Source organism: Bacillus sp. FSL M8-0266 (assembly GCF_038613425.1).
Lineage (GTDB): Bacteria > Bacillota > Bacilli > Bacillales > Bacillaceae > Bacillus > Bacillus pumilus.
The window spans coordinates 2418859-2440506 of the sequence record NZ_CP152015.1; the positions used below are offsets into that span (position 1 = coordinate 2418859).

At 38.5% G+C, this 21648-nt stretch carries 17 protein-coding genes and 1 pseudogene; 4 read left to right on the forward strand and 14 right to left on the reverse strand.

All coding sequences use genetic code 11. The features are described 5' to 3' along the window. Window positions 1–15: 15 nt before the first annotated feature. From MKY83_RS12390 to MKY83_RS12430, 9 genes are all read right to left on the reverse strand, one after another. Window positions 16–393: a DUF2750 domain-containing protein gene (locus MKY83_RS12390; protein WP_065098482.1), complete on the reverse strand. Its 378-nt coding sequence runs from the start codon at window positions 391–393 to the stop codon at window positions 16–18. 70 nt (window positions 394–463) lie between these two features. Further along, complete coding sequence (locus MKY83_RS12395; RefSeq protein ID WP_065098483.1) at window positions 464–706, reverse strand: DNA-binding protein; 243 nt, start codon at window positions 704–706, stop codon at window positions 464–466. Window positions 707–753: 47 nt separating this feature from the next. Beyond that, a complete protein-coding gene (locus tag MKY83_RS12400; protein ID WP_065098484.1) occupies window positions 754–1512 on the reverse strand; it encodes a hypothetical protein in 759 nt (252 codons plus the stop codon). 73 nt (window positions 1513–1585) lie between these two features. After that, a complete protein-coding gene (locus MKY83_RS12405; RefSeq protein ID WP_065098485.1) occupies window positions 1586–2242 on the reverse strand; it encodes a hypothetical protein in 657 nt (218 codons plus the stop codon). A gap of 371 nt (window positions 2243–2613) precedes the next feature. Continuing rightward, the gene (locus MKY83_RS12410) at window positions 2614–2850 is read right to left on the reverse strand and encodes a hypothetical protein (RefSeq protein ID WP_223252819.1); all 237 of its coding nucleotides are present in this window, start codon (window positions 2848–2850) and stop codon (window positions 2614–2616) included. 84 nt (window positions 2851–2934) lie between these two features. Further along, window positions 2935–3783 (reverse strand): hypothetical protein, encoded by an 849-nt coding sequence (locus MKY83_RS12415; protein WP_065098486.1) that lies wholly within the window; start codon window positions 3781–3783, stop codon window positions 2935–2937. 12 nt (window positions 3784–3795) lie between these two features. Next, entirely contained in the window at window positions 3796–10800 is a 7005-nt protein-coding gene (locus MKY83_RS12420; RefSeq protein WP_342487386.1) for a DNRLRE domain-containing protein, read from the reverse strand. A 167-nt stretch (window positions 10801–10967) separates the two neighbouring features. After that, window positions 10968–11756, reverse strand: coding sequence for a BPU family class D beta-lactamase (blaBPU, locus tag MKY83_RS12425; RefSeq protein ID WP_065098674.1), 789 nt, complete (start codon window positions 11754–11756; stop codon window positions 10968–10970). A 126-nt stretch (window positions 11757–11882) separates the two neighbouring features. Beyond that, complete coding sequence (locus MKY83_RS12430; protein ID WP_065098488.1) at window positions 11883–13046, reverse strand: acyl-CoA dehydrogenase family protein; 1164 nt, start codon at window positions 13044–13046, stop codon at window positions 11883–11885. Window positions 13047–13166: 120 nt separating this feature from the next. Between MKY83_RS12430 and MKY83_RS12435 the strand changes: the two genes are divergently transcribed. From MKY83_RS12435 to MKY83_RS12450, 4 genes are read left to right on the forward strand one after another with little or no spacing between them, the layout of a single operon-like run. Further along, window positions 13167–13955 (forward strand): amino acid ABC transporter ATP-binding protein, encoded by a 789-nt coding sequence (locus MKY83_RS12435; RefSeq protein WP_081277176.1) that lies wholly within the window; start codon window positions 13167–13169, stop codon window positions 13953–13955. Then, entirely contained in the window at window positions 13952–14812 is an 861-nt protein-coding gene (locus MKY83_RS12440) for an amino acid ABC transporter substrate-binding protein (RefSeq protein WP_065098489.1), read from the forward strand. The genes MKY83_RS12435 and MKY83_RS12440 overlap by 4 nt, the downstream gene beginning before the upstream one ends. After that, entirely contained in the window at window positions 14809–15507 is a 699-nt protein-coding gene (locus MKY83_RS12445) for an amino acid ABC transporter permease (protein ID WP_003216763.1), read from the forward strand. The genes MKY83_RS12440 and MKY83_RS12445 overlap by 4 nt, the downstream gene beginning before the upstream one ends. Window positions 15508–15520: 13 nt before the next feature. Continuing rightward, window positions 15521–16234 carry an amino acid ABC transporter permease gene (locus tag MKY83_RS12450; RefSeq protein ID WP_065098490.1) on the forward strand — a complete coding sequence of 238 codons (714 nt, stop codon included), beginning with the start codon at window positions 15521–15523 and terminating at the stop codon, window positions 16232–16234. A gap of 155 nt (window positions 16235–16389) precedes the next feature. Here MKY83_RS12450 and MKY83_RS12455 read toward each other — a convergent pair whose 3' ends face one another. The 5 genes and pseudogenes from MKY83_RS12455 to MKY83_RS12475 all read right to left on the reverse strand — a co-directional run. Next, window positions 16390–17430 (reverse strand): 2,3-butanediol dehydrogenase, encoded by a 1041-nt coding sequence (locus MKY83_RS12455; RefSeq protein WP_003216411.1) that lies wholly within the window; start codon window positions 17428–17430, stop codon window positions 16390–16392. Between the two features lie 70 nt (window positions 17431–17500). After that, window positions 17501–18721 carry an MFS transporter gene (locus MKY83_RS12460; protein ID WP_065098491.1) on the reverse strand — a complete coding sequence of 407 codons (1221 nt, stop codon included), beginning with the start codon at window positions 18719–18721 and terminating at the stop codon, window positions 17501–17503. 372 nt (window positions 18722–19093) lie between these two features. Next, a complete protein-coding gene (locus MKY83_RS12465; protein WP_065098492.1) occupies window positions 19094–19843 on the reverse strand; it encodes an SDR family oxidoreductase in 750 nt (249 codons plus the stop codon). A gap of 167 nt (window positions 19844–20010) precedes the next feature. Further along, entirely contained in the window at window positions 20011–21168 is a 1158-nt protein-coding gene (locus MKY83_RS12470; RefSeq protein ID WP_065098493.1) for an iron-containing alcohol dehydrogenase, read from the reverse strand. Then, a pseudogene (locus tag MKY83_RS12475) lies at window positions 21165–21506 on the reverse strand (alanine:cation symporter family protein); the annotation flags it as partial. The gene MKY83_RS12470 and the pseudogene MKY83_RS12475, both read right to left, overlap by 4 nt. Between the last annotated feature and the right edge of the window lie 142 nt (window positions 21507–21648).

Sequence of the window (21648 nt, forward strand, 5' to 3'; positions counted from 1 at the left end):
TCCACTCTTGTCGAACTAGTAATTTTTTAATTCTTCCTCTATATCTTCTTTTAATGTTTGAATTTCAATTGACACCGAATCATTTCGATTATAGAAAATGGACGGATTGATTCCATCTGCTATCATTCCCGGCAGCCACTCTTCTATAAAATCGTCTAAATCAATCATTTCTGGCATAGATTTTCCCCATGGTTCAATCGAACAATAAGCGGCATGCTCCTTTGTCGGCCAAAAATGAAGCTGCGTTACACCATATTCATCCTCTGACATCACCCATCCCTTCTCATTTCTTAATGACCAAACCTCTTCAAAATCAACAATCTTTTTGATGAAATAGTCATAACGTTTTTTCGCAGGTAATTGGATGGTGGTTTCTAATTCTTTCGGATGCATGGACAAGCGTCACTCCTTTTATTTAGATTGAGCCTTAGCCATAAGAATATAGCAAGCTGATATATAGGAACTATTGGTACTTTTCTATCCAGTCATTCAAATCATCTGCACAATGCAAGTAAGAATGAGGTGAATCTTTCAAATCAATTCCACTCAAAAGAATCAACATATCCCAAACTTGATCATCGGCTATTTCTGGATCGTCTGCAGAAATGTAAATTTCAGCCCAATCAGATACTTGTTCTCTGGTAATCGTCCCCTCTAAGACTTTTCGTATTTTATTTAAACAGTCTAGCATTTTTAGTTCGTCCATTAATTACATCATTCCTTACTCAACACTCACTTCACGTTGTAAACTGCCTATATTTCATATTTGATAATATCCTCCATTGACATACCTTTAAAATATAAAGAAAGAATGCTTTTAATAGTGTATTCGCTAAGTATACCAATCGGGTTAAATATCATTTTAGCCGTTGTTGAATCAGCAATCTCTAAGTCCATAACAGGTGCAATGGAACCTTCTTTTCCCTCGCTCACGTAATAATTTCCATCTCGGTATTCCACGAATTTCAGATTTTGTAGATCCTCTTCTTTTATAAAATCTTGATTTATTTTTGTGATGACTTTCCATGAACCATTTAAAAAGCCTGTCAAACCTGAATTTGCAACAAATAATCCATTCTCTTTTTTCATCAATTGTTTTAACTCACTTTTTTCTATTCTTTCATCAACAAACAAATCATAGTATTGGATTAAAATATCATCATATTGATTTTTTCCCTCACCTGAAATGATTAAAGCGTAGCTCATTTTTCCAATGTCCTCTAATGGGAGTTCAATAATAGCTCCTGGTTCTATTTTAGATAAAGTTTTTGCTTTTTTAGTTGTTACTTTAATATCCGTTACTTCTTTCTCATTTAAATCATCAAAATAGTGACTGCCTCCATTGTTTAAGACCGTCAGGATGGTCAAAAGCATCTCATCAATCGTTGGCTTTCTCTCCAAATGTTCCTCAGTCATTTCATAAAATTGTTCGATCGCTTCTTCAAAAATATCTAGTCCGTCATCACCAATCATGATGTTCTTTTTCTTATGTTCTTCTTCCCAAAAGCCCATTTAGAATACACTCCTTATATATTGCGTTCTTTATTTCATCAAGTGTTATGTATGCTATTCTCATTTCGCTTTATCACGATAAACGTATACTTGTATAAACTGTTTTATTTGCACGTTTGAAAAGTGCCACTTCATGATCCGTTAACCATTTAAGCTCTCTCAGATGATAAGAAATTTCTTCTAAGTAGGTATCGGTTTCAGCAATTAATTTTTTATCTAAGATATTTCGTTTATTATCTTCAACTACAAGATAAAGAGTAAACTGTTTTAAATCTAATTCGATAAGTGGGTAAGCTTTTCTTTTTTTATCGGGACTTAGTTTTGTTCTCCCTTTAATCTCCGCTTTATATTCCTTCTCTTTCATTTTCTTAAATGTCGCTTTGACTAGTTGACTGTCCCATTTTTTTAGTTCACACAGATAGAGCATCCCATTTTCCAAAGTCTCTGCTAAGATTTTTTTCTTATTTATTGTATTTTCAATTTCACTGTAACAAAAGGGTACTTCTAGCTCATACGTATTTTTTAAAAATAACATGTTAAGTTCTTCTTTTGAGGTACTAATTAATTTGTAGTCTTTAAAAGATCCACATATCAAAATAATAGCTTCACAATCTTTCGTTTGGATTCTTTTACCTAATTCCCATAAAAACATTTCTGTCACACAAAGGGATTGGCTAGCTAAAATTCCACGATCGTCGTCTGACATTAATTGTATATTTTTCAAATACACTTCTTATAAGCCTCCTAATAAAATTTTAATCACCTTGGCCTTGAATGTTTGCTTATATTATTCCTTTGCTTTCTTTACTGCAAATGCTCTACTTTATATTGTTCCCATTGAAGCACCATTTCTCTTCCTTTTAGACCGGTTGAAAAAATCCTAGCTGCTTAGAAATTGAAGAATTTCTGTTGCTTCTTCATAAAGTTCATCAATTAATGGTAAAATCATTCCCCACAAATCTGCTTCATTTTCAAATTCTATTAAATATCCTTTTTTGCTCACGAGATTATTGGATACACAAATCCAAATATCAAGATGGTCTATACAATAACCTTGATCACCTTCTTCACCATCATGAAACTCTTCGTCACTTAGGTAATCTACTGAAAAATATATGGATGAATGATATCCTTCTGTAAAACAATCTGAGACTTGAATTTCTCTCCCTCTACATTTTTTTCCATATACGAATCGTCCAAATTCAGCATTGATCGTAAACCTAAATCTTTAAATTTTGCTTGTTTTTCTTTCACTAGATTCAGTGCGATATTTGATATCTCTTTTTCGATATCTGCGATAGATTCTTTGGTCAGCGTGTTTAATTTAACTTTCTTCAACTTTTCCTCCAGTATAAAACCCTCCCTAATTCCTAGAGAGGGTTTTAAATTTAATACTAAAAGTAATTCATGACATTCTTACTACTAAATTAATTTACTTCTATATAGCTTATTTTCTACCAAAATATAAAGATATTCTCCAACTACTTTGTAAGTAGGATCACACTGTGAGGGATCAATTCCATCTAAAAATAATTTCATAATAAACATTTCATCGTCAACTATTTTAAAAGCATACTGTTTATTTTCCATATTATTAAATAACAAGATTTGACTCTCAGAAACATATAGTTGGTCACAGTACCTGTATTCTTTTCTATCTAGGTGGTACATTTTCTTTTTTTGACATGACTGATTTTCAGGGTTTAAATCGTAAGAAAAAGTTGAAATAACAATTGTTTGCTCTTCTTCATAGCTAGTGTATAGTTCTGAACCTAGAGTTTGTATTGAAGAGCATTCATACATTATCCCTTTAAATTCTTCCTCAAATAACATTTCTCCTATAATTAAGTTAATACAGTAAATTCCTTTACCCTTAGGATTTAATTCATCAAATATCCCCTCTTCTGACATACCAATCCATAATAATCCATTTTCATCCAGATGAAATGTATTAACACCTAGTAAAAATGAACATATTTCTACCATATTATTTTGTTTTAAATCTAAAAAATTTATTTTACATATATAATCTTGTTCAAACACAATGACAATGGTATCGTTTATTTCTTGTATTAAATAAATATAGCTATCAGAATCAAGTTCATTTAATGATTTATTCATTATAATAATATGATCCTTGACTACTTGAAGTATTAGTTGATCATCAATAAGAAATACCTTATATATTTTCTCATCTCTTCCAACATTAAAATAAATTAGATCTTCTTTTGGAAAATCAATTACTTTCTCTGTAGTTATTTTACTTATCAATAATCTCAACTCCTAATATGGAAAGCTTGTTCTTAAAGTACCATCTTTTTGGACTACCACTCTAACTCTCTTTGTTTTTTTTCCTTTCCCATTGACACCAACATATTTTTTATAAGTTTTCTCATAAACTGTTGAGCCAGGTTTATTCCCAGCTCTAGCCTTTCCCGTCTTCAAGGTATCCCGTGTAGTTCTTTTTAATGTTTTATTACTTCTAAATTTTCCCTTATTTTTCTTTTTAGATTTTGCAGAGTGACCTGATTTGATATGGTCCCAATCAACACTCTTTACTTTTCGTTTTCCGCTACTTTTCGTAAAATTATAAGCCCTTTTCGCTCCCTTTAATTTTCCACCACCCAAAAATCCTGATACGGTTGCAGCCGCCACGCCTTTCCAATTTTTTCCTGATTTATGTGCTTTGTATCCATCATATGCCGCAAATCCTGCATTGACAACAAACCATACCCAATGGCCGTCTGGGTCCACATTCATGACTGGGTTGTTGTTTCCATAGGTATATCCGTTTTGATCTAGTGAATCTCCATCGCTTCCTGGGTCTGGGTCAAGTGATAAGAATACGCCGTTTTTTGGTTCATAGTATCGGGCGATTAAATAGTAAAGTCCTGTTTCTTCGTCGAAGCGGTAACCAGCATAGCGATATGGGTTTCCTTTTACTTCTTCATCTTCTTTTACTTTTGTTGGAACGCCCCATGTATCGTATTCGTACTCAGCGGCGATTTTTCCTGCACTATTTGTGATGGCTATGACATCACCGTGTGCATTGTAGTGATAGAAATATTTTTTCTCGTTTTGTGTGAATGCAAGGAGTTGTCCACTGTCACCGTATGTGTATAATTTTGTGACTTTGTTGTCTCCATCTGCTTCATATAAAACATTCAGGCTGTCGCCGTCATAAAAGTAATTGGTGACTTTTCCATTCACTGTTTTTTGAATTCTGTATCCACGCTCATCATATTTGTAAGTGACAAGTGGCTTGTCTTCGCCTTTTTTCGTGATGGCCGTTATGTTATCTTCTGCATCCCATTCATAAAGGAATTGTCCGTCAGACGTTCGGTTGCCATTTTTGTCATAAGTTAAAGTCTCATCATTTACCTTTGTCAGTTGGTTCATGATGTTGAATGATGCGTTGATTGTTTTTTTAGTGCCATTTTTTTCAGTCGTAACTGTTTTTCTGTTTCCAAACCCATCATATGTGTACTCAATGACCGTGCCATCTGGATGACTTTCTTTGATCAATTGATCTAATTTTCCATATTCATAACGAATCTTCCCGTTGCTTCCTTGATCAACCGTTATTCTGTTTCCATTTTGATCATATTCGTAAGCTTCGTTTAAGATCGTCGTGCCTTGGCTTGTTCCAATGTGCAAATCATTGATTAAGTTGCGCTCATCATAAGCAAAGCTAGCACCACTGCCGTTACCTGTAATAAAGGACTGGACATTTCCGTTTTCATCATAATCAAACGAATACGTAGAACTCGAATCCTTCATCTGCGTCATTTGATCAAGCTTATTATAACTGAATTGGTTCGTTCCTTTTTGATTTCCGTGTGTCCACTCAAAGTATTTCAGTTTATCTGAATTGGTTGGATACGTCCAAGTTTGGCTGCTGCTGCGCTCCGTTAACTTTGTGATGCGGTTTTGTTGGTCGAACGTTCTGTTTTTGGTTGTGTTTTGTTCTTTGTTGACAACCGTTGTTTCGTTCCCGTTTTTATCATAGCTAAAGTGATATTTTTCTGTCCCATTGTATGACTTGGATTTCACTCGGTCTGTTCCATCATACGTGAGAGACACTTCATGTCCATTAGCAGAAATGGTTTTGATTAAGTTGCTATTCGCATCATATTCACTTTTTAACACATTTCCTAATGGATCAATGGTTTTTGTCAATTTGCCCATAAGGTCGTATTCAAATTGATACGTCTGATCTGACTCTGCACGAATGGTTTTCGACTGTTCATTGCCCTCTTTATCATACGTTCTCACAATGGATGTCCCGTTAGACAAAGTGATTTTCTTCAGCTGATCAGCCTGGTCATATTCGAATGTTGTTTTTTCGCCTTTCGCGTCGGTTTCAGAAAGCTTTTTGCCCGTTTCGTCGTAGGTAGATTGAGATGAGTAACCAAGCTCATCCTCTTCTTTAACAGCATAGTTCCCTTTCTCGTCGTAAGTGGTTTTCGTTAAAAGACTACCTTCTACTAGACGGATATCATCAAACCAAACCGTTCCAGTCGCGCTTTTTTGGAAAACAATCTGAACGTCGACTTTTTTCAATGGTTTTGTTTTTGGTATGACAACCGCTGCTCGGTTCCACTCTTGTGTACCGGTTGGGAATTTCGCATTAAACGTTCCTGTTGTGCCATCTGTATACGTGACGGACGCTTGAAGTGAGTAATCATTTTCATTTGAGGCTTTGACACTTTCAGCCTTAGACATCCCAGTCAATGTGACATACACAGATTGATCATTCGCACTTTGTTCAATCGGTACAGATTGTTTATAGATGGCATTTGCTTGAGTTGAAGAGGTTCTTGTCATTTTTAACGAAACGTCATCGTTAAAGCCTTCTTCATTATCTAATGAACCACCTGACCCACTCCAGCTTGTTGTTTTATCCGTAAAGGAATTATTTTTTACTGGATTATAACTTGATGAAACTTCGCCTTTTTCTAGCTGAATCTCATCGAACCAAGCTTTTCCTTTTCCAGCCTTATCTCGATGATCCACTTCCATATAGATCACAGCTTTGCCTGCATGAGATGGCGTCGTAAACGTGACTTGGCGTTTTGTCCAATCGTTTTTGCCTGATAATGTGCTGTAGCCATTGCTGATCCATTGAATTCGCTTATTATTTGTATCTCTTAAATCAATGTTAAAAAATGCTCTTGCTTTCGTTAGCTCTGTCTTTATTTTTCCACTCAGTGTATACGTCGTATTTGGCTCTAGTATTACTTCTTGAGTAGCAGAAGAATAGCCAAGTTCGGTTCCTTCCGTTGTGGATTGTGAACTGATCTCTAACACTCGATTACCAGATAACACACCACTTTTTCCAGCTGTTTGCGCTAATTTCCCGTCATCCTTAGATGCTGTAAGCTTCCAGCCAGTTAGCGTATCTTCAAAACTGCCATTTTTCAATATACTCGCACCTGCAGCAAGTTCTTTACTCGTTTGTACCAAATTCCCGTACGAGTCATAAATGCTTGCTGAAGACATATTTCCACTTTGATCTGTCTCAGATACAGCATCTAATCCATCGTAGGCGATATCTGTAATATCCCCTTCTGTATCTTTCACTTTAGTGACATCATTATTTTTGTTATACTCGTAGGTTTCTGTCCCGTAAGCATCTTTCGCCTGAATGACGTTGCCATTTTTGTCATACGAATAGCTTTCTGTAGTTTTTCCTTTTTCTACATCATTGGGGTCAGTTTCTTCTACGATTTGGTTTCCTTCATATTTCGTTTTAGTCGTAATTTTAAGCCCTTCCGCATCATCTACAACTTGAATCGGGTTGGCTGCTTCGTTATACGTATACTGTATTTTCCGGCCGTTTGGCTGCGTCAGCATGAGTGTCTTTTTAGATAAATCATATGCGTACTCAAAGGTTTCTTTTTTTGCATTGATCGCTTTGACTAAACGGTGATTTTCATATTGGTATTCTGTAAAAACAGGCTGATCTTCTGTGCTGTTTTGAGAGAATTGTTTAATCAATCTGCCTTCTTTGTCGTATTCATATGAGATACTCGTTCCATCTGAATCAATGACTTTCATTAGGAAGCCTGCATCATACTTATATGAAAGCTTTTTTCCTTTTGGTGCTTGAACCGAGATGATATGACCATCTTCATCATATTCCATTGTTATTTTTCGGCCAGATGCATCTTCTATTGATGTGAGCTGATTGTTTTCGTTATATTTGTATGTCGTTGTATTTTTATGTCCATCTACAACCTTGGTGATTTTCCCACCGTTTTTACTAAAGTGCGCAAAGGTTTGATCCTTCGTTTTTAACATGTATTCATCTTTTGATTCCGTTAATTCAAGGAAAATACCTGTTGGTGGTTGATACGTACCATCTGCTTTTTTTGTAAAAACATGAGTTGTGGCATCCTCATCAATATAGATGGCCCCTTCTTTTGTTGGCGTGATGCTTGTTTCTACATCTGCGTACCACCCTTGACCAAACAGATGGTCAGCTGCATCTAAACTGTTGTAGGTGCGAGCAATTCCAAGTCCCGGTCCTCTTCCATCAATCGACATTTCTTCTTCACTGACAATGACATTACCAGTTGCACCATTAAGCTGACCGTCTGGTATATCAATAATCGACCAGTAATCCTCTGTTCCAAGAAATTCGGCCCCTTCATGGAATGTCGGGTTAAAGGCTGGTGTCGGAATGGTTTCTCCATTTGCATCGTAGGCGGAAAGGGTAAAGGAGTAGTTCTTGCGTCCTTTATAATTTCCATTCGCATTTTCATATACTGGTGATGGGTCTAGCGCTAATTCTCCGCCCTTTCCATCTGTATGAAGCACATATTTCCCACTTTTAACTTCAGTAGGAGTCGGCCAAATATTCTTGTTTTGTGTTGTCCAGTGATCGACATCACCCACATCAAATGATTGATATGCCTTACCATTATAGATGTTAATTTTATATCCTTTTGCATTTTTCACTTTGTCCCAATGTAAATTGAAATAACCTGTTTGGCTCTCTTTTGTATTGGTATAAGCATATCCAGATAAAGCTTTCGGTCTAGATAAATCAGGTAAAGTTGGTCCAGCTGGCGGTGAAGCAATAGCTTCTCCATCTTTATTGTAGGCAATCACTCTGAAGGAATAATGTTTTTGAGCCGCATCTCCTCCAGCATTTTTGTAAGTCGCACCAGGATGAATTGGAAGCTCCGCCCCTTTGCCATCTTTGAGGTGCAATGCATATTTACCTGCTTTGATCTCAGCAACTGTCGGCCATACTTTTTTCCCTTTTGTTGACCATGATGTTTGATTCCCAAGATCCAATGTCTCGTAGCTTTTCCCATTAAACATTTGTAATTTATAACCGGTCGCACCGGAAACTGAATTCCAAGAAAGATCAAAGTAACCTGTTGCGTTGTTATTATTGAAGCCTTTTGTACTAGGTGCTTTCGCTCTAGCTACATTTGGCACGACAGGTTTTACTTTTGCTGACATTGCGCCTTCACCTTGGTCAAAAATTGCACTTACAGCTACCCAATAATTTTTACTTGTCGCATAATTGCCGCCTGAGTTTTTGTAAACTGGAGAAGGATCAACTGCTAATTCAGTGCCACCTTTTCCATCTAAATGAAGTTTATATTTTTTAGCTGCAATCTCGCTTGCTGTCGGCCATATATTTTTTCCTTTTGTACTCCATGATGCTACATTTCCAACTGAAATGGCTTCATACTCTTTTCCGTTATATAGCCATACTTTATAGCCTTTAGCACCAGACACCTTTTTCCAACTTAAATTGAAGTAACCTGTTCCATTTCCATTACTAAAACCTTTTACAGTTGGTGCATTTGCCTGTGGAATGGTATACGTTACTTCAATGACTGGTTTTTTGGTTGAGTTTGTTGATGAGATCAGTTTTTTCCAATGGTCTTGTTTATTTCCATTCGCATGTAATTTAAATCCATAGTTGGCTGTCCCACTATTCCAAGCTTTGATGGTCGATGTCACATCATAGCTCGCCCATTGTCCTTTATATACATTGGCTTTGCCGATGTTTTTGGAGCTTGGTTTATTGTTCCATGTTAGTTTTGTATGGTCATAGTTGGCATTCACTGTATCCAGCCAAAGACCAGTAGCCTTCGTCCCGTAATATGAATGAGCAACATATGTTTTAAGCGTCGCTTTTGTTACATTCATATTTTGAATCGGCTTGAATGAATTAAACTTCATAAACGCATAGTTTGTACCAGTTGTTTTATCGTAATAACCTGTTTTGAGTACATAACTTTTAAGTTTAGCATCCCATTTTTGCGTAGAGGATGAATAATTTGTTGTTGGGTACTTACTCATGATAAATGTGTCTGCTGACACAGATAAAGAAGTCGAAGGATCGATAGACACAGGATAAACTCGTTCAGGATCTTTGAGCCATTTTTCATCTGCTGTCACACGAAGTAAATAACCATCGTCTTCTTTTTCTAGTTTAAAGCTCACATCTTCTGAGCGAGCCACTTCACCTGACTTTTCATCTAAATTAGAATCCGTCATAAACGGTTTAGGGACTTGAAAAATGGTCCGTTTTTTCTGATCATAAAATGTAATAGAACCGTCTTCCTCAATTTCCCCAGTTAGATCAGTCTTTATTTTAAATGTAAATGAATTGTAGCCATCATATTGATTGAGTACAATATCTTCTTTGTTGTTTTCATTAAAGGTAAATGATCGTAAATCTATATTTGGAAATACCTCTTCATATGTAAGCTCGTTGGTGTTCTCTTTAAATTGTGCAGAGGTATCTTTGGAATTGATTTCTGATTTGTTTTTCCCTGAAGCGTTTAAAATTGAAAATTCAATTTGATGCTTCTTGTGTTCAAATGTTGCATATAGTCCTTGTTTCATTTGCTTTTGAAAAGTTGTTTCTAATTTCGCATTTTCTGTTTCTATTTCTTTTTTCGAGATCGTCTTTAATTCTGGAGAGATGTCCTCCCACTCAGCATCTGGAGCCTCTTTTATATGAATAGGATCAGGATAAACCTCTTGTGTAAATACACCCTCTCCTTCATAAAAAAGCTTGCTGTTTTCTGTTCTTTCTGAAAGAACTTCTCCATCCTTTCCAATTTCATTTTCGTCAATACCTGCCATTTCCAGAGCTTTTGAATTATCTAATTCTTCTAAGCTGTTATGACTTGATTTTGTATTTTTGTCATGTCCTTCTGCAAAAATATCAGTAGGAAACATTGATAAAATCATCACAAACGCTAGTAGTGCTGCAATATTTCTTTTCCAATTTACTTTTCTTTTTAGGTTCATATTAATCTCCTTATCATATATTTGTAACATTTGTAACATTACGCCATATATAATAATACATTCAAAATGATACTTCAATATATTTCTATAAATATATCATTCTTTCAAACTAAACCATATATCATCAACTTATCAATATATCCCCTTTTTCACATAAAAAAAGCACCCTAAACGGATGCTTCAATCAAATGATATTTTTTCAAAATGCGATAGGTGATGTCTTTTGCTTCTATTCCGGTGCCTTCGATATTTGTGGCGAAGATGTAGGTTTTGTTTTCATGTTTGATAAAGCCTACGTACCAGCCGATGCCTGAGCCGGAGCCTGTTTTTCCGTAAAGGGTGGCGTGTTTCTCTTCTTCTTGTACCATCATTCGTTTGACTGTTCTCATGGTCTTTAGGTCAAATGGAAGAGTTTCTTCATATAGTTGTTTGAGGAAACGAACTTGTTCGATAGGAGAAATTCGCAGGGTACTGCTTAACCAAAATTGATCGATTCCGCCAGATATGTCTTCGTTCCCATAATGAATGGCTTTCACCCAACGAGTCATTCGTTCTTCTCCAATGTCACGCGCCATGGCTTGATAGTACCAGACGACTGAATCTCTCATCCCAGATCCTAATGTATGATCCCTATTCCAGCTGTCAATTTCTCTTTTTACACCATCCCAATATTTGATGTCGTATTCATCTCTCACTGCGCCCGTTTGGAGTCCGATTAAGGCATTTGCTACCTTAAATGTCGATTGGGGCGCAAAGCGCTCTTTCGCTCTTTTTTTGTTATACACCCAAGGGGACTTTTCTTTTACTTCTTGAATCACAAACGTGCCTTCCCGATTTTTAAAGAATTCATCTACTGACCACGCTGGTGATCTTGCTTCAGTTGATGACGACTGGCTGATACAAAGTGCCATCAGCACGATGCCAGAAAACAACCATTTTATATACTTTTTCTTCAAGACAACCGCTCCTTTTCTCATGATTGCCATGATTGTAGCATGCTTAAGCGATGGGACATAAGGTACGCTTGTCCTCTTTTCTTTCAAATAAAAAAAGCCGGTTTATATCCGGCTTTTTGCTGTATATTAGCTCTCTTTTTTCTCTTGAATGGCCTGCTTCGCGATTTTTGATATCGTCATATCGTCCATTGGCGGGTTATGGAGCCCGGCACGAATATCTCGATAGTAACGCTGCAGTGGACAGTCTAGACTTAAGCTTTTCGCGCCGACTAAACGCATAGCTTTATCGACAACTTGCAAACTATGATTAACGACGGTATGCTTCACAGCACCAAATTCATTGATTAACAGCTCTCTTTTCTCTGGTTTTTCATACAATGTGGTCGTTGAGTAGATAACGTGGCGTGCTTGTTTTAATAGTAAGTCAATTTCACCAATCAGTGTTTGGACATTTGGCAGGTCACTAATTGTGCCGTTGATGCTATTCGGTGAATGGGTGATGGCATATTGAACAGCATAGTCTCTTGCTGCTTGTGCAATGCCTAAATAGCAGGACGGAATATGTGCAATCCAAGGATTTAGCATACCACCCCGCGGCCCTTTTTGTACCTCAACAAGCATGTCATCTGAAACCTTCACCTGATCTAAGATTAAATCATGACTTTCAGTTCCTCTCATGCCCACAACATTCCACGTTTCTTCTATTGAAACACCTTCTGTGTCTCGATGAATTAAGAAGAATCCCATCGCCTCTTTTTCCTCGATCCATACGCCGACTAAAAAGTATGTAAGTGCTGGTGACATCGTTGTGAAAATTTTACGTCCATTGATGATCCACTCATTACCTGATCTAGTGGCTGTTGTCCCAGGCTTCCCGCCTCTTGTTGGACTGCCTGTCTGCGCCTCGCTCACGGCACGGTTGACAAGGGCGCCCTTCTTCACTTCTTCCGCAAAGAATTGTAGCTGCTGCTCATTCCATTGTTTCTTTTCGTAAATTTCGCCTACAACCCCTTGGTGCCAGCCGATTGATAAGGCAGTCGCTCCGTCCATACTGCCAAGCGTCTCTTGAAACAGAACCATATCCTTCACAGATTGACCTCCGCCTCCGTATTCAGCAGGAAGAGACAACGTTGTATAGCCCATCTCTATTAATGATTCAATATTTTTTTCAGGAAAATAAGCGCCTTCATCATGTTCTTTTGCCGTTTGTTCGATCGTTTCACGAAGAGATTCTAGTTGATTGAGCCATGTTTTTTGAAAATCGGTATCGACAAATAATGCTTTAGACAAAACGTATCCAACTCCTCTATATCTCACAATCTATCATATCTGATTTTTCCAATCGGAATAAATAAAACACACTTTACTTATAGGATTTAATGTGTTAAATTTTATCAATATTAAGTACATATGTCAAAGGAACGTGATGCTTTTATGATTTCAGCTACTAATCTACATAAATCTTATGGGCAGACCCATGTGTTAAAAGGCATTGATTTCACCGTACAAGAAGGTGAAGTGGTCGCCATTATTGGACCGAGCGGATCAGGAAAAACAACACTTCTTCGCAGCTTAAACAGCCTCGATATTCCAGACAAAGGAGAGCTGACGGTTGGTGAAGCCACGATCCAATTTGAACGATATCATAAAAAAGATCTGCTAAAACTCAGGCAGCAATCCTCTATGGTGTTTCAGCATTATCACTTGTTTCAGAATAAACGAGCACTTGAAAATATTACAGAAGGATTGATCGTGTCTCAAAACATGTCTAAAAAAGAAGCAGAAAAGGTCGGAGAGCAATTTTTAACGCGGATTGGACTGCTTCATAAAAAGGATGCATTTCCGAGTGAATTATCCGGTGGTCAGCAGCAACGAATTGGCATAGCCCGTGCACTTGCGATGACCCCTTCAGTGCTTTTGTTTGATGAACCTACGTCGGCACTGGACCCAGAGATGGTAGGAGAAATTCTTGAAATGATCAAAGATATTGCGAGCCAAGGGATGACAATGGTCATTGTGACGCATGAAATTTCTTTTGCAAAGGACGTGGCGGATACGGTGATCTTTATGGCAGATGGCGAAATCGTTGAAAAAGGCTCACCAGAAGACGTCCTATTGAAGCCACAGCATGAACGAACGAAACAATTTTTATCAAGAATTCATCGCGGCATGTGGCAAGAATCGGAGAAAGACAAATGAAACAAAAGACAGTATTCATGATGGCCGGTGTCCTTCTGTTTCTTCTCTCTCTGCTGGGCTGCAGCAGTGTGAAAACCACGACAGATGATGGTAGAAAAATTGTAAAAGTCGCACTGAGTGCAGAGGTCAATCCACCCTTTTTAGCAACAAATGACCGAAACGAACCGATTGGCTATAACATTGATTATTTAAATGAAATGGAAAAAAGACTTCCTCACGTACATTTTGATTACATTTTTGGCGAGGAAGAATCCAATTTAATTGGTGTAGGCGCAGGGAAGTTTGAAATGGCGGCTAATTGGTTTTTTAGTAATCCTGAACGTGAAAAGCGTTTCCTTTACCCTAAGGTCCCGTATGGTTATTCGATGACAGGTTTAATTGTGAATGAATCAGACAAGGAGATTCGATCGCTTGATGACATGACATCTAAAAAGCTGGCTCCTGTCAGCCCTAGCGGAGGCTTGCGTTCGATTTTAAATCAATATAATAAAGAACATGATCCGGATATTCCGCTGACGACTATTGAGAGCCCTTCAAATGAACTTAACTTAAAGCGCGTTGAAAGCGGACGGTCCGATGCAGCATTTATGAACATTTCAACCTTTGATACCATTCAAAAGCATTTAAACCTAAAGGTCAAAGTTGGCGGCATTGTGTCAAAGGAGCCTATCTATCTTGTCTTACAGCCAAGCGAGAAGCAGCTTGCAGAAGATTTGGACCGGATCACCCAAGAGATGATTGATGATGGAACACTGCCTAAGCTGGCGAAAAAGTGGTTTGGGGTTGATTTCTTTCAAGATATTGATGACATCTCAGAGCAAGGCGATCAAAATGAAGAAAGGAAGGAAGCGTCATGACGTTTACAGCTGGAGATTGGCTGCGCATTTTTTTACAGGTGCTTGAACGCCTGCCACTCACTTTTTTCATTATTATCGTGTCATTGTTTTTTGCCATCATCATCGGCTTGCTATTTGCATGTATTCGTATCAAACAAATCCCAGTACTGAAGCAATTGGCTGTTATTTATTTATCTTTTACACGGAGTACGCCTTTAATTGTTCAGCTTTTCTTGATTTATTTTGGCCTGCCTCAGCTTTTGCTTGTGGCAGGGATTCAAATCAATCATTGGGATCGTGTGCTATTTGTAATGATGACGTTTTCTTTACATACGGGCGCTTATTTATCTGAAGTCTTTCGCAGTGCGTATTCATCTGTCGGGAAGGATCAGCTCGAGGCCGCCTACATTGTTGGGATGACAGATACACAGGCGTTGATTAGGATCATTATCCCGCAGGCCTTCCTCATTGCACTGCCGAACCTCGGAAATTACACCATTGATCTCGTGAAAGACACAGCGATTGCCTTTACAATCGGGCTCATTGATATCATGGGACAGGTGAAGATCATCTTAGGAAATAACTACGGAATCGGTATGTTTGAGGTGTATGTGATCATTGCGATTGTGTATTGGCTCATTTGTATGAGTATTGAACTGATCACCATGCTGCTTGAAAGGAAATTTGTAAAAGGCCGCACCAGCCTGTCACGTTAAGGAGGCAATTTTGATGCAAACCATTGATATTCCATTTGCGATTGACCAAGTACCTCTTATTCTAAAAGGCGTTCCTTTTACTTTATTGATTGCACTCGTTTCCATGGCTGTAAGCCTAATGATTGGATCTGTTTTTGCTTTCATTCGTCTCTTTCGCATTCCTGTACTCAGGCAGCTTGTGACGCTTTATGTCTCCTTTTTTAGAGGAACACCTCTTATTGTTCAGTTGTTCGCTTTCTTTTATGGACTTCCTTTTGTTCTAACCAAAGTGAACGATACATTCGGGCTGACCTTTCATCCAGATATGGTCTCCCCATTAGCTGTTGCCCTTATGACATTCAGCCTCCATTCAGCCGCCCATTTAACAGAGGTTGTTCGGAGTGCACTTCTTGCGGTAGACAAAGGGCAGCTTGAAGCAGCAAAAATTGTGGGGATGACGACACGCCAAGCAATGATGCGCATTATTTTGCCACAGGCATTTGTGGTTGCCTTACCGAATCTAGGAAATCAGCTCATTCAGTTATTAAAAGCTACATCTCTTTCGTTTACAATTGGTGTACTTGAAATTATGGGTATTTCCCGGATTATTGCAAATGATGGCTATCAGTTTTTAGAAACATACCTCGTATCTGCGTTGATCTATTGGCTGCTGAGCATTTTCTTTGAACTCGCTTTTGCTTTATTAGAGAAACGAGTCAGCGTGTACGGAAGATCTCTTGGACGATAAAAAAGTCGATCAGGCACGAGAACCTGATCGACTTTTTTTGATCCATTTATTCACCTTTTTTAAGTATGTTAAAGGAAATTGTCCTGCTCTTTCCATTGATTGATCACTATGAATAAAAAAGAGAATGGCTTTTGCCATTCCCCTTCGTTGTCTTACTATTCAGCACTAACTAAAATTTTCACTTGATCTTTTTCATTGATTAATGCATGGAAACCATCTTCGATCACATCATCCAACTTGATTTTCTTTGTGACGAGCGTATCAGCAGAGAAATAGCCTTTTCTCATTAAGTTTAATACAGATGGGAATACGTCTCTGTAGCCGATAATTCCTTTGACTGTACGTTCTTTAATGACAATGTCATTTGGCATAATTTCTGCGCCTTTTTCCCAAATACTCACAATGACTGTTTCACCTGAAATTCTAGTTGATTGGATTGCTTGCTTCAATACAACAGGTACACCTGTCACTTCAAAAGAAACATCGACGCCACCGTTTGTACGGCGTGCAATTTCTTGAACAACATCTTCATATTGAGAAGGATCAACAATGATCGCTCCAAGCTCTTTCGCTTTTTCTTGGCGTTCTTTAGATAATTCTACTGCGTAAATATCAGTAGCACCAGCTGCTTTTAATGCTTCAATAACAAGCAAGCCAATTGGTCCGCAACCAAACACAGCCGCTGTATCGCCAGCTTGTACTTTACTAGAACGAACCGCATATAAAGCAACTGCTGAAGGTTCTACAAGTGCCCCTTGCTCATATGAAATTTCGTCTGGTAATAAATGAAGTAATTCTTCATCGACAGATACATATTCAGAGAATCCACCGCCGCCTCCGGCAAGTCCTAAAAAGCCCATGTTTTCATCTAAGTTGTAAGCACCTTGATGTCCGTGAGTTGCAAAAATAGGCTCAACAACCACTCGATCGCCTACTTTGTAATTGCTGACGTCTTCTCCTACTTCAACAACCTCACCAGAAAATTCATGTCCCAGTGTAATAGGAGCTTTTTCTTTTGTCAGTGGATGAGGTTCATTCACTGGAATGAAGATAGGTCCTCCTAGATATTCATGTAAATCACTACCACAAATGCCGCACCATTTTACTTTAAGTTTCACTTTTCCTGGAGCAACTTTTGGTTCATCAATTTCCTCTAGTCGAATGTCCTTTTGATCGTGCCAGCGTAGTGCTTTCATGTGTAAGACTCCTTTTCTCATCAATTTCATTAACTTACTTAAATAATCATAACATAATTTTTTTAATTTTCTAAGTAGGATGCACTATCTTTTTGCCAGTCAATGAACGAAAGATGACAAAACATAGCAATAAACAGACAAGAAGCATACATACACACCCGGTGACAACGGAGGTTCGGATTGATAAAACATGTGCAAGTCCACCAGAGACACCTGTCAGCATGATCGTCAGAATAGCTTCAATCAAAGCATAAAAACTGGCTACCCTCCCCATCACCTCTACCGGGATATTCGTTTGATAGAAAGTCATAAAACCTGTGTTCGCAAATGCTAAAAAGAATGCTAATATAAAAAATCCAACAGCGGCTGCAAACAATGTGCTGGAAAAAGCATAAATGAGATAGCCACATGCCACAAACAAACTGCCAATCCCTAGCATGATCGAAACAGGCAGCTTCTCCACAATCACCGAATTGAGACCTGCCCCTGCGATAATGCCTGCCCCAGCTATACTCACAAGAAGACCATATTGTGTATCAGTTAACAGCAACACTTCTTTTGCAAAGGCTGTTTCAAGAGAGTCAATGGCAGTAGGAAGTACCGTGATAGCGGCACTAAATAATAAATACACCGCCATAACTTGGCGTGATGTCAAACTAAACCGAAGAACAAGCTTCGCATCCTCTTTTAACATCGAAAGAGAAAAGCGCTTTTGGTCAGCATCTTGTTTGAGCAAATTCGGTAAGCACATCGTTAACAGAGCAGATACAAACAAGCAGATCGCATTTATATAAATTGAAAAAACAGGTGTACCGATTAAAAAAAGCAGACCTGCTGCAGCGGGTCCAAGTAAAAATCCACCCGATTGTAATAATGAGCGAATGGCATTAAACCGTTTTCGGTTATTCGCCGGGATCAATCCTGTCATATAGACCATCGAAGCTGGATGAAACATCGCTTGTGCCATTTGAATAAGAAACATCATCACATACAAGGTAAGCAGATGTCCTGAAAATAACACAAAGGGTATACATGCGATCAGGATAGCCCGGCTGATATCTAAGCTGATCATCACTTTCCGCTGATTCAGCCTGTCAATCAAACTGCCAGACCAGCTGTTTGTCAAAAGAGCCGCAGCCGGTCTCAGCATATAGACGGCTGTGACAGCCAGCACAGAGCCCGTTTCTTGAAAAATAAGCAGATGGAGAGCAATCATATAAATCCATTCTCCTATGTTCGCAATTCCGATGGCTCCAAGAAGCAAACTCATATCCCGCCAATGTTTTTTCATAGCTTTTCCCCCTATTTGTCATAAAAAAATCCCGCCCCCAAGACATTTCTGTCTTGAGGACGGGATTTACTCCGCGTTGCCACCTCAGTTTATTCATCTGTTGCCAGATGAACCTTAGCAGGTCATCATGAACCCATCTCTGTAACGGGAGAATGTCGCTGCACCACCATCCGAAGGAATCCGGTGAAGAGCTAAGAGGCTTGGTTCCATCATGCTGCCCGGCTCCTTCTCAGCTTCACGGAGTTCTCTGTGCGGGACGGCTCATGATGTACTCTTCTCTATTTGCGCTGTGTCTTTATTTCATCACGATCTTCAGCTGAATTGTTACATATTGTACAGCGCCTTGATCAAAGCGTCAATGTTTTTTTCGAGTTAATCAGCATAGATCATCTTTCTCGTCATGCCGCCATCAACGACTAAATCTGTGCCAGTCACAAATTGATTATCCTCATCGGTTAAATAAAAGCAAGCCTTCACAATATCCTTTGGCGTGCCGACTCGATTGGAAAGATGCTGCTTGTGGTCGATCTCTCGAAGATTCTCCTCATCCATCGTTTCAATCCATCCAGGTGAAATGCTATTCACCGTGATATGATCCGGACTAAAAGAAGCCGCTAAGGCATGAGTCAGCGCCGATATTCCACCTTTTGATGCAGCATATGCTTCTGTGTTTGGCTCTGACATGGTCGCTCGGGTGGATGAAATGTTCACAATAGAACCGCCTTTTGGATTCTCTTTTATATAACGTGCTGCTTCTCTTGCACATAAAAAAGTCCCTCTTAGGTTCGTCTGTAACACACGATCCCACTCATCAAGCGTTAATTCATAAGGCGATACTGTGCACATGACACCAGCATTATTAATGAGAATATCAATCGTTTTACAGCGCTCCGCCGCAAACGACATGAACTGCTGAATCTCCTTTTCTTGCCTCACATCCGTTTTCTTAAAATAAGCTTCTAATGATTCTTTTTTTAACTCTTCCTCCAAGCGCTTACCCTTCTCTTCATCTATATCCGCAAGCACCACTCGTGCTCCTTCTTTAGCATAGCCCCAGGCGATCATTTCACCAATTCCATTGGCTGCGCCTGTGATGATAACGGTTTTATTGTGAAATTTCATTGTTTATCCAACCCTTTCTCCATCAGATGTTGTCGTCTATCATACCACTCATATATAGACGATACCTAGCCACATGAAACATAAAAGAACACCCTCCAAGTGATCGTGTCATGAGGAAGGTGTTCCTAGGGAACTCATTGATCATTCTATTTTTCTATATGGTGAATTTAAAAAGCAGCCTTTAAAATATCTAAGTAGTCGGCTTTCGTAACGGTACGAACATTGCTTGATGTAGAGCCGTTTTGTTCTGCTAATTCAGCCATTTTTTCAAAATCCTCTTCTTTAACATAAGATAAGTCTTTTAGTGCTGGAATACCTAAATTTTTTGTGAATGTATACATGCCATCAATTAATTTTTGAATCGCCACATCATCTGAGTCCGTTTTATCTGCAAAGCTCATTATTTTGGCAAGCTCTGCGTGTAGTACCTTGTTTTCAACTGCATTGAATTGCATAACATAAGGCAAAAATACCGCGTTTGCGATACCATGAGGTGTATCATAAAGACTACCAAGTGCTTCTGCTAAGCAATGAACGGCTGCGACATCGGCTGAACCGAAGCATAAGCCAGCAAGTAAGCTCCCTTCCTGCATTTTATATCTCGCTTCTAGATCAGATCCATTTTCATATGCCTTGGGTAAGTATTTTACAATTGTCTCCATTGCACTTGAACCCATTGCTTTGGAAATAGGATTTGTTACTTTACATGAATAGCCTTCAATAGCATGTACCAATGCATCCACGCCTGTTGCGGCTGTTATGCCTTTTGGCACCGTCAATGTAAGAGCAGGATCTAAAATCGCAATGGTTGGCCGAAGCAAGCCATGCTTTAATGTGATTTTTTTATGTGAAGCAGCTAACGTAATGACAGATGAACGGGTCACCTCAGAACCAGTACCAGCCGTTGTTGGGATACAAATTAATGGAGATAGATTAGCATACGCCTTCTTCCCTGATATATAATCTTCAGGAATGCCGCCATTTGGACCTAATAAAGCAATCGCTTTCGCCGTATCCATTGGACTTCCGCCACCAATCGCAATGACCGCTGATGCTTGTTCTTTTCTAAAGAGCTCTGCACCAGCTAGACATTCATTATCTCTAGGGTTTGGAGATACTTGATCAAATATAAAAACGGAATAACCGGCTTCCTGCAAATACGCTTCAATAGGCTGAATGAGCCCTGCGTTTCTCACACCAGAATCTGTCACAATCATCACTGTGGCGCCCGGCAATACAATATTCTCTACTATAGATCCGATTTCTTTTGATTGACCAGTCCCCATCATCATTTTTGTTTGGCAATGATATTCAAAATTCATCATGATTTTTCTACTCCTTCATTTAAGTTTGTTAAGTGAGCCGTTTGTTTTTCTGCTCCCCACCACTCTATTTCTTTTAAACCTGGAATGCTAGATGCATAAAAGACAGGATTTTTGCCTAACAGCCTTTGTTGAATATAATCATCTAAAGCGGCAAAAGCATATTTTCCTAGGATAGCAATTGCAATCAAATTGACAATTGCCATAATGGCCATCGACAAGTCGGCCAAAGTCCAAACGATTTGTAAGTTGGCCACAGCCCCAAACATGATCATCATTAATACCATAATTCGATACATCAATAGCGCTGTTACACTGTTATGGATAAAACCGATATTGGCACTTACTGAAGAGATTTGATCATTCTAAATAACTAAACAAAGCTAATCAGTGTATGTTTTGTTTCTTATATTTACTCTGAATCTTAAAAGTCTATTTACACAAAAAAACTTACAGGATACACTCTCCCGTAAGTTTTTTCGA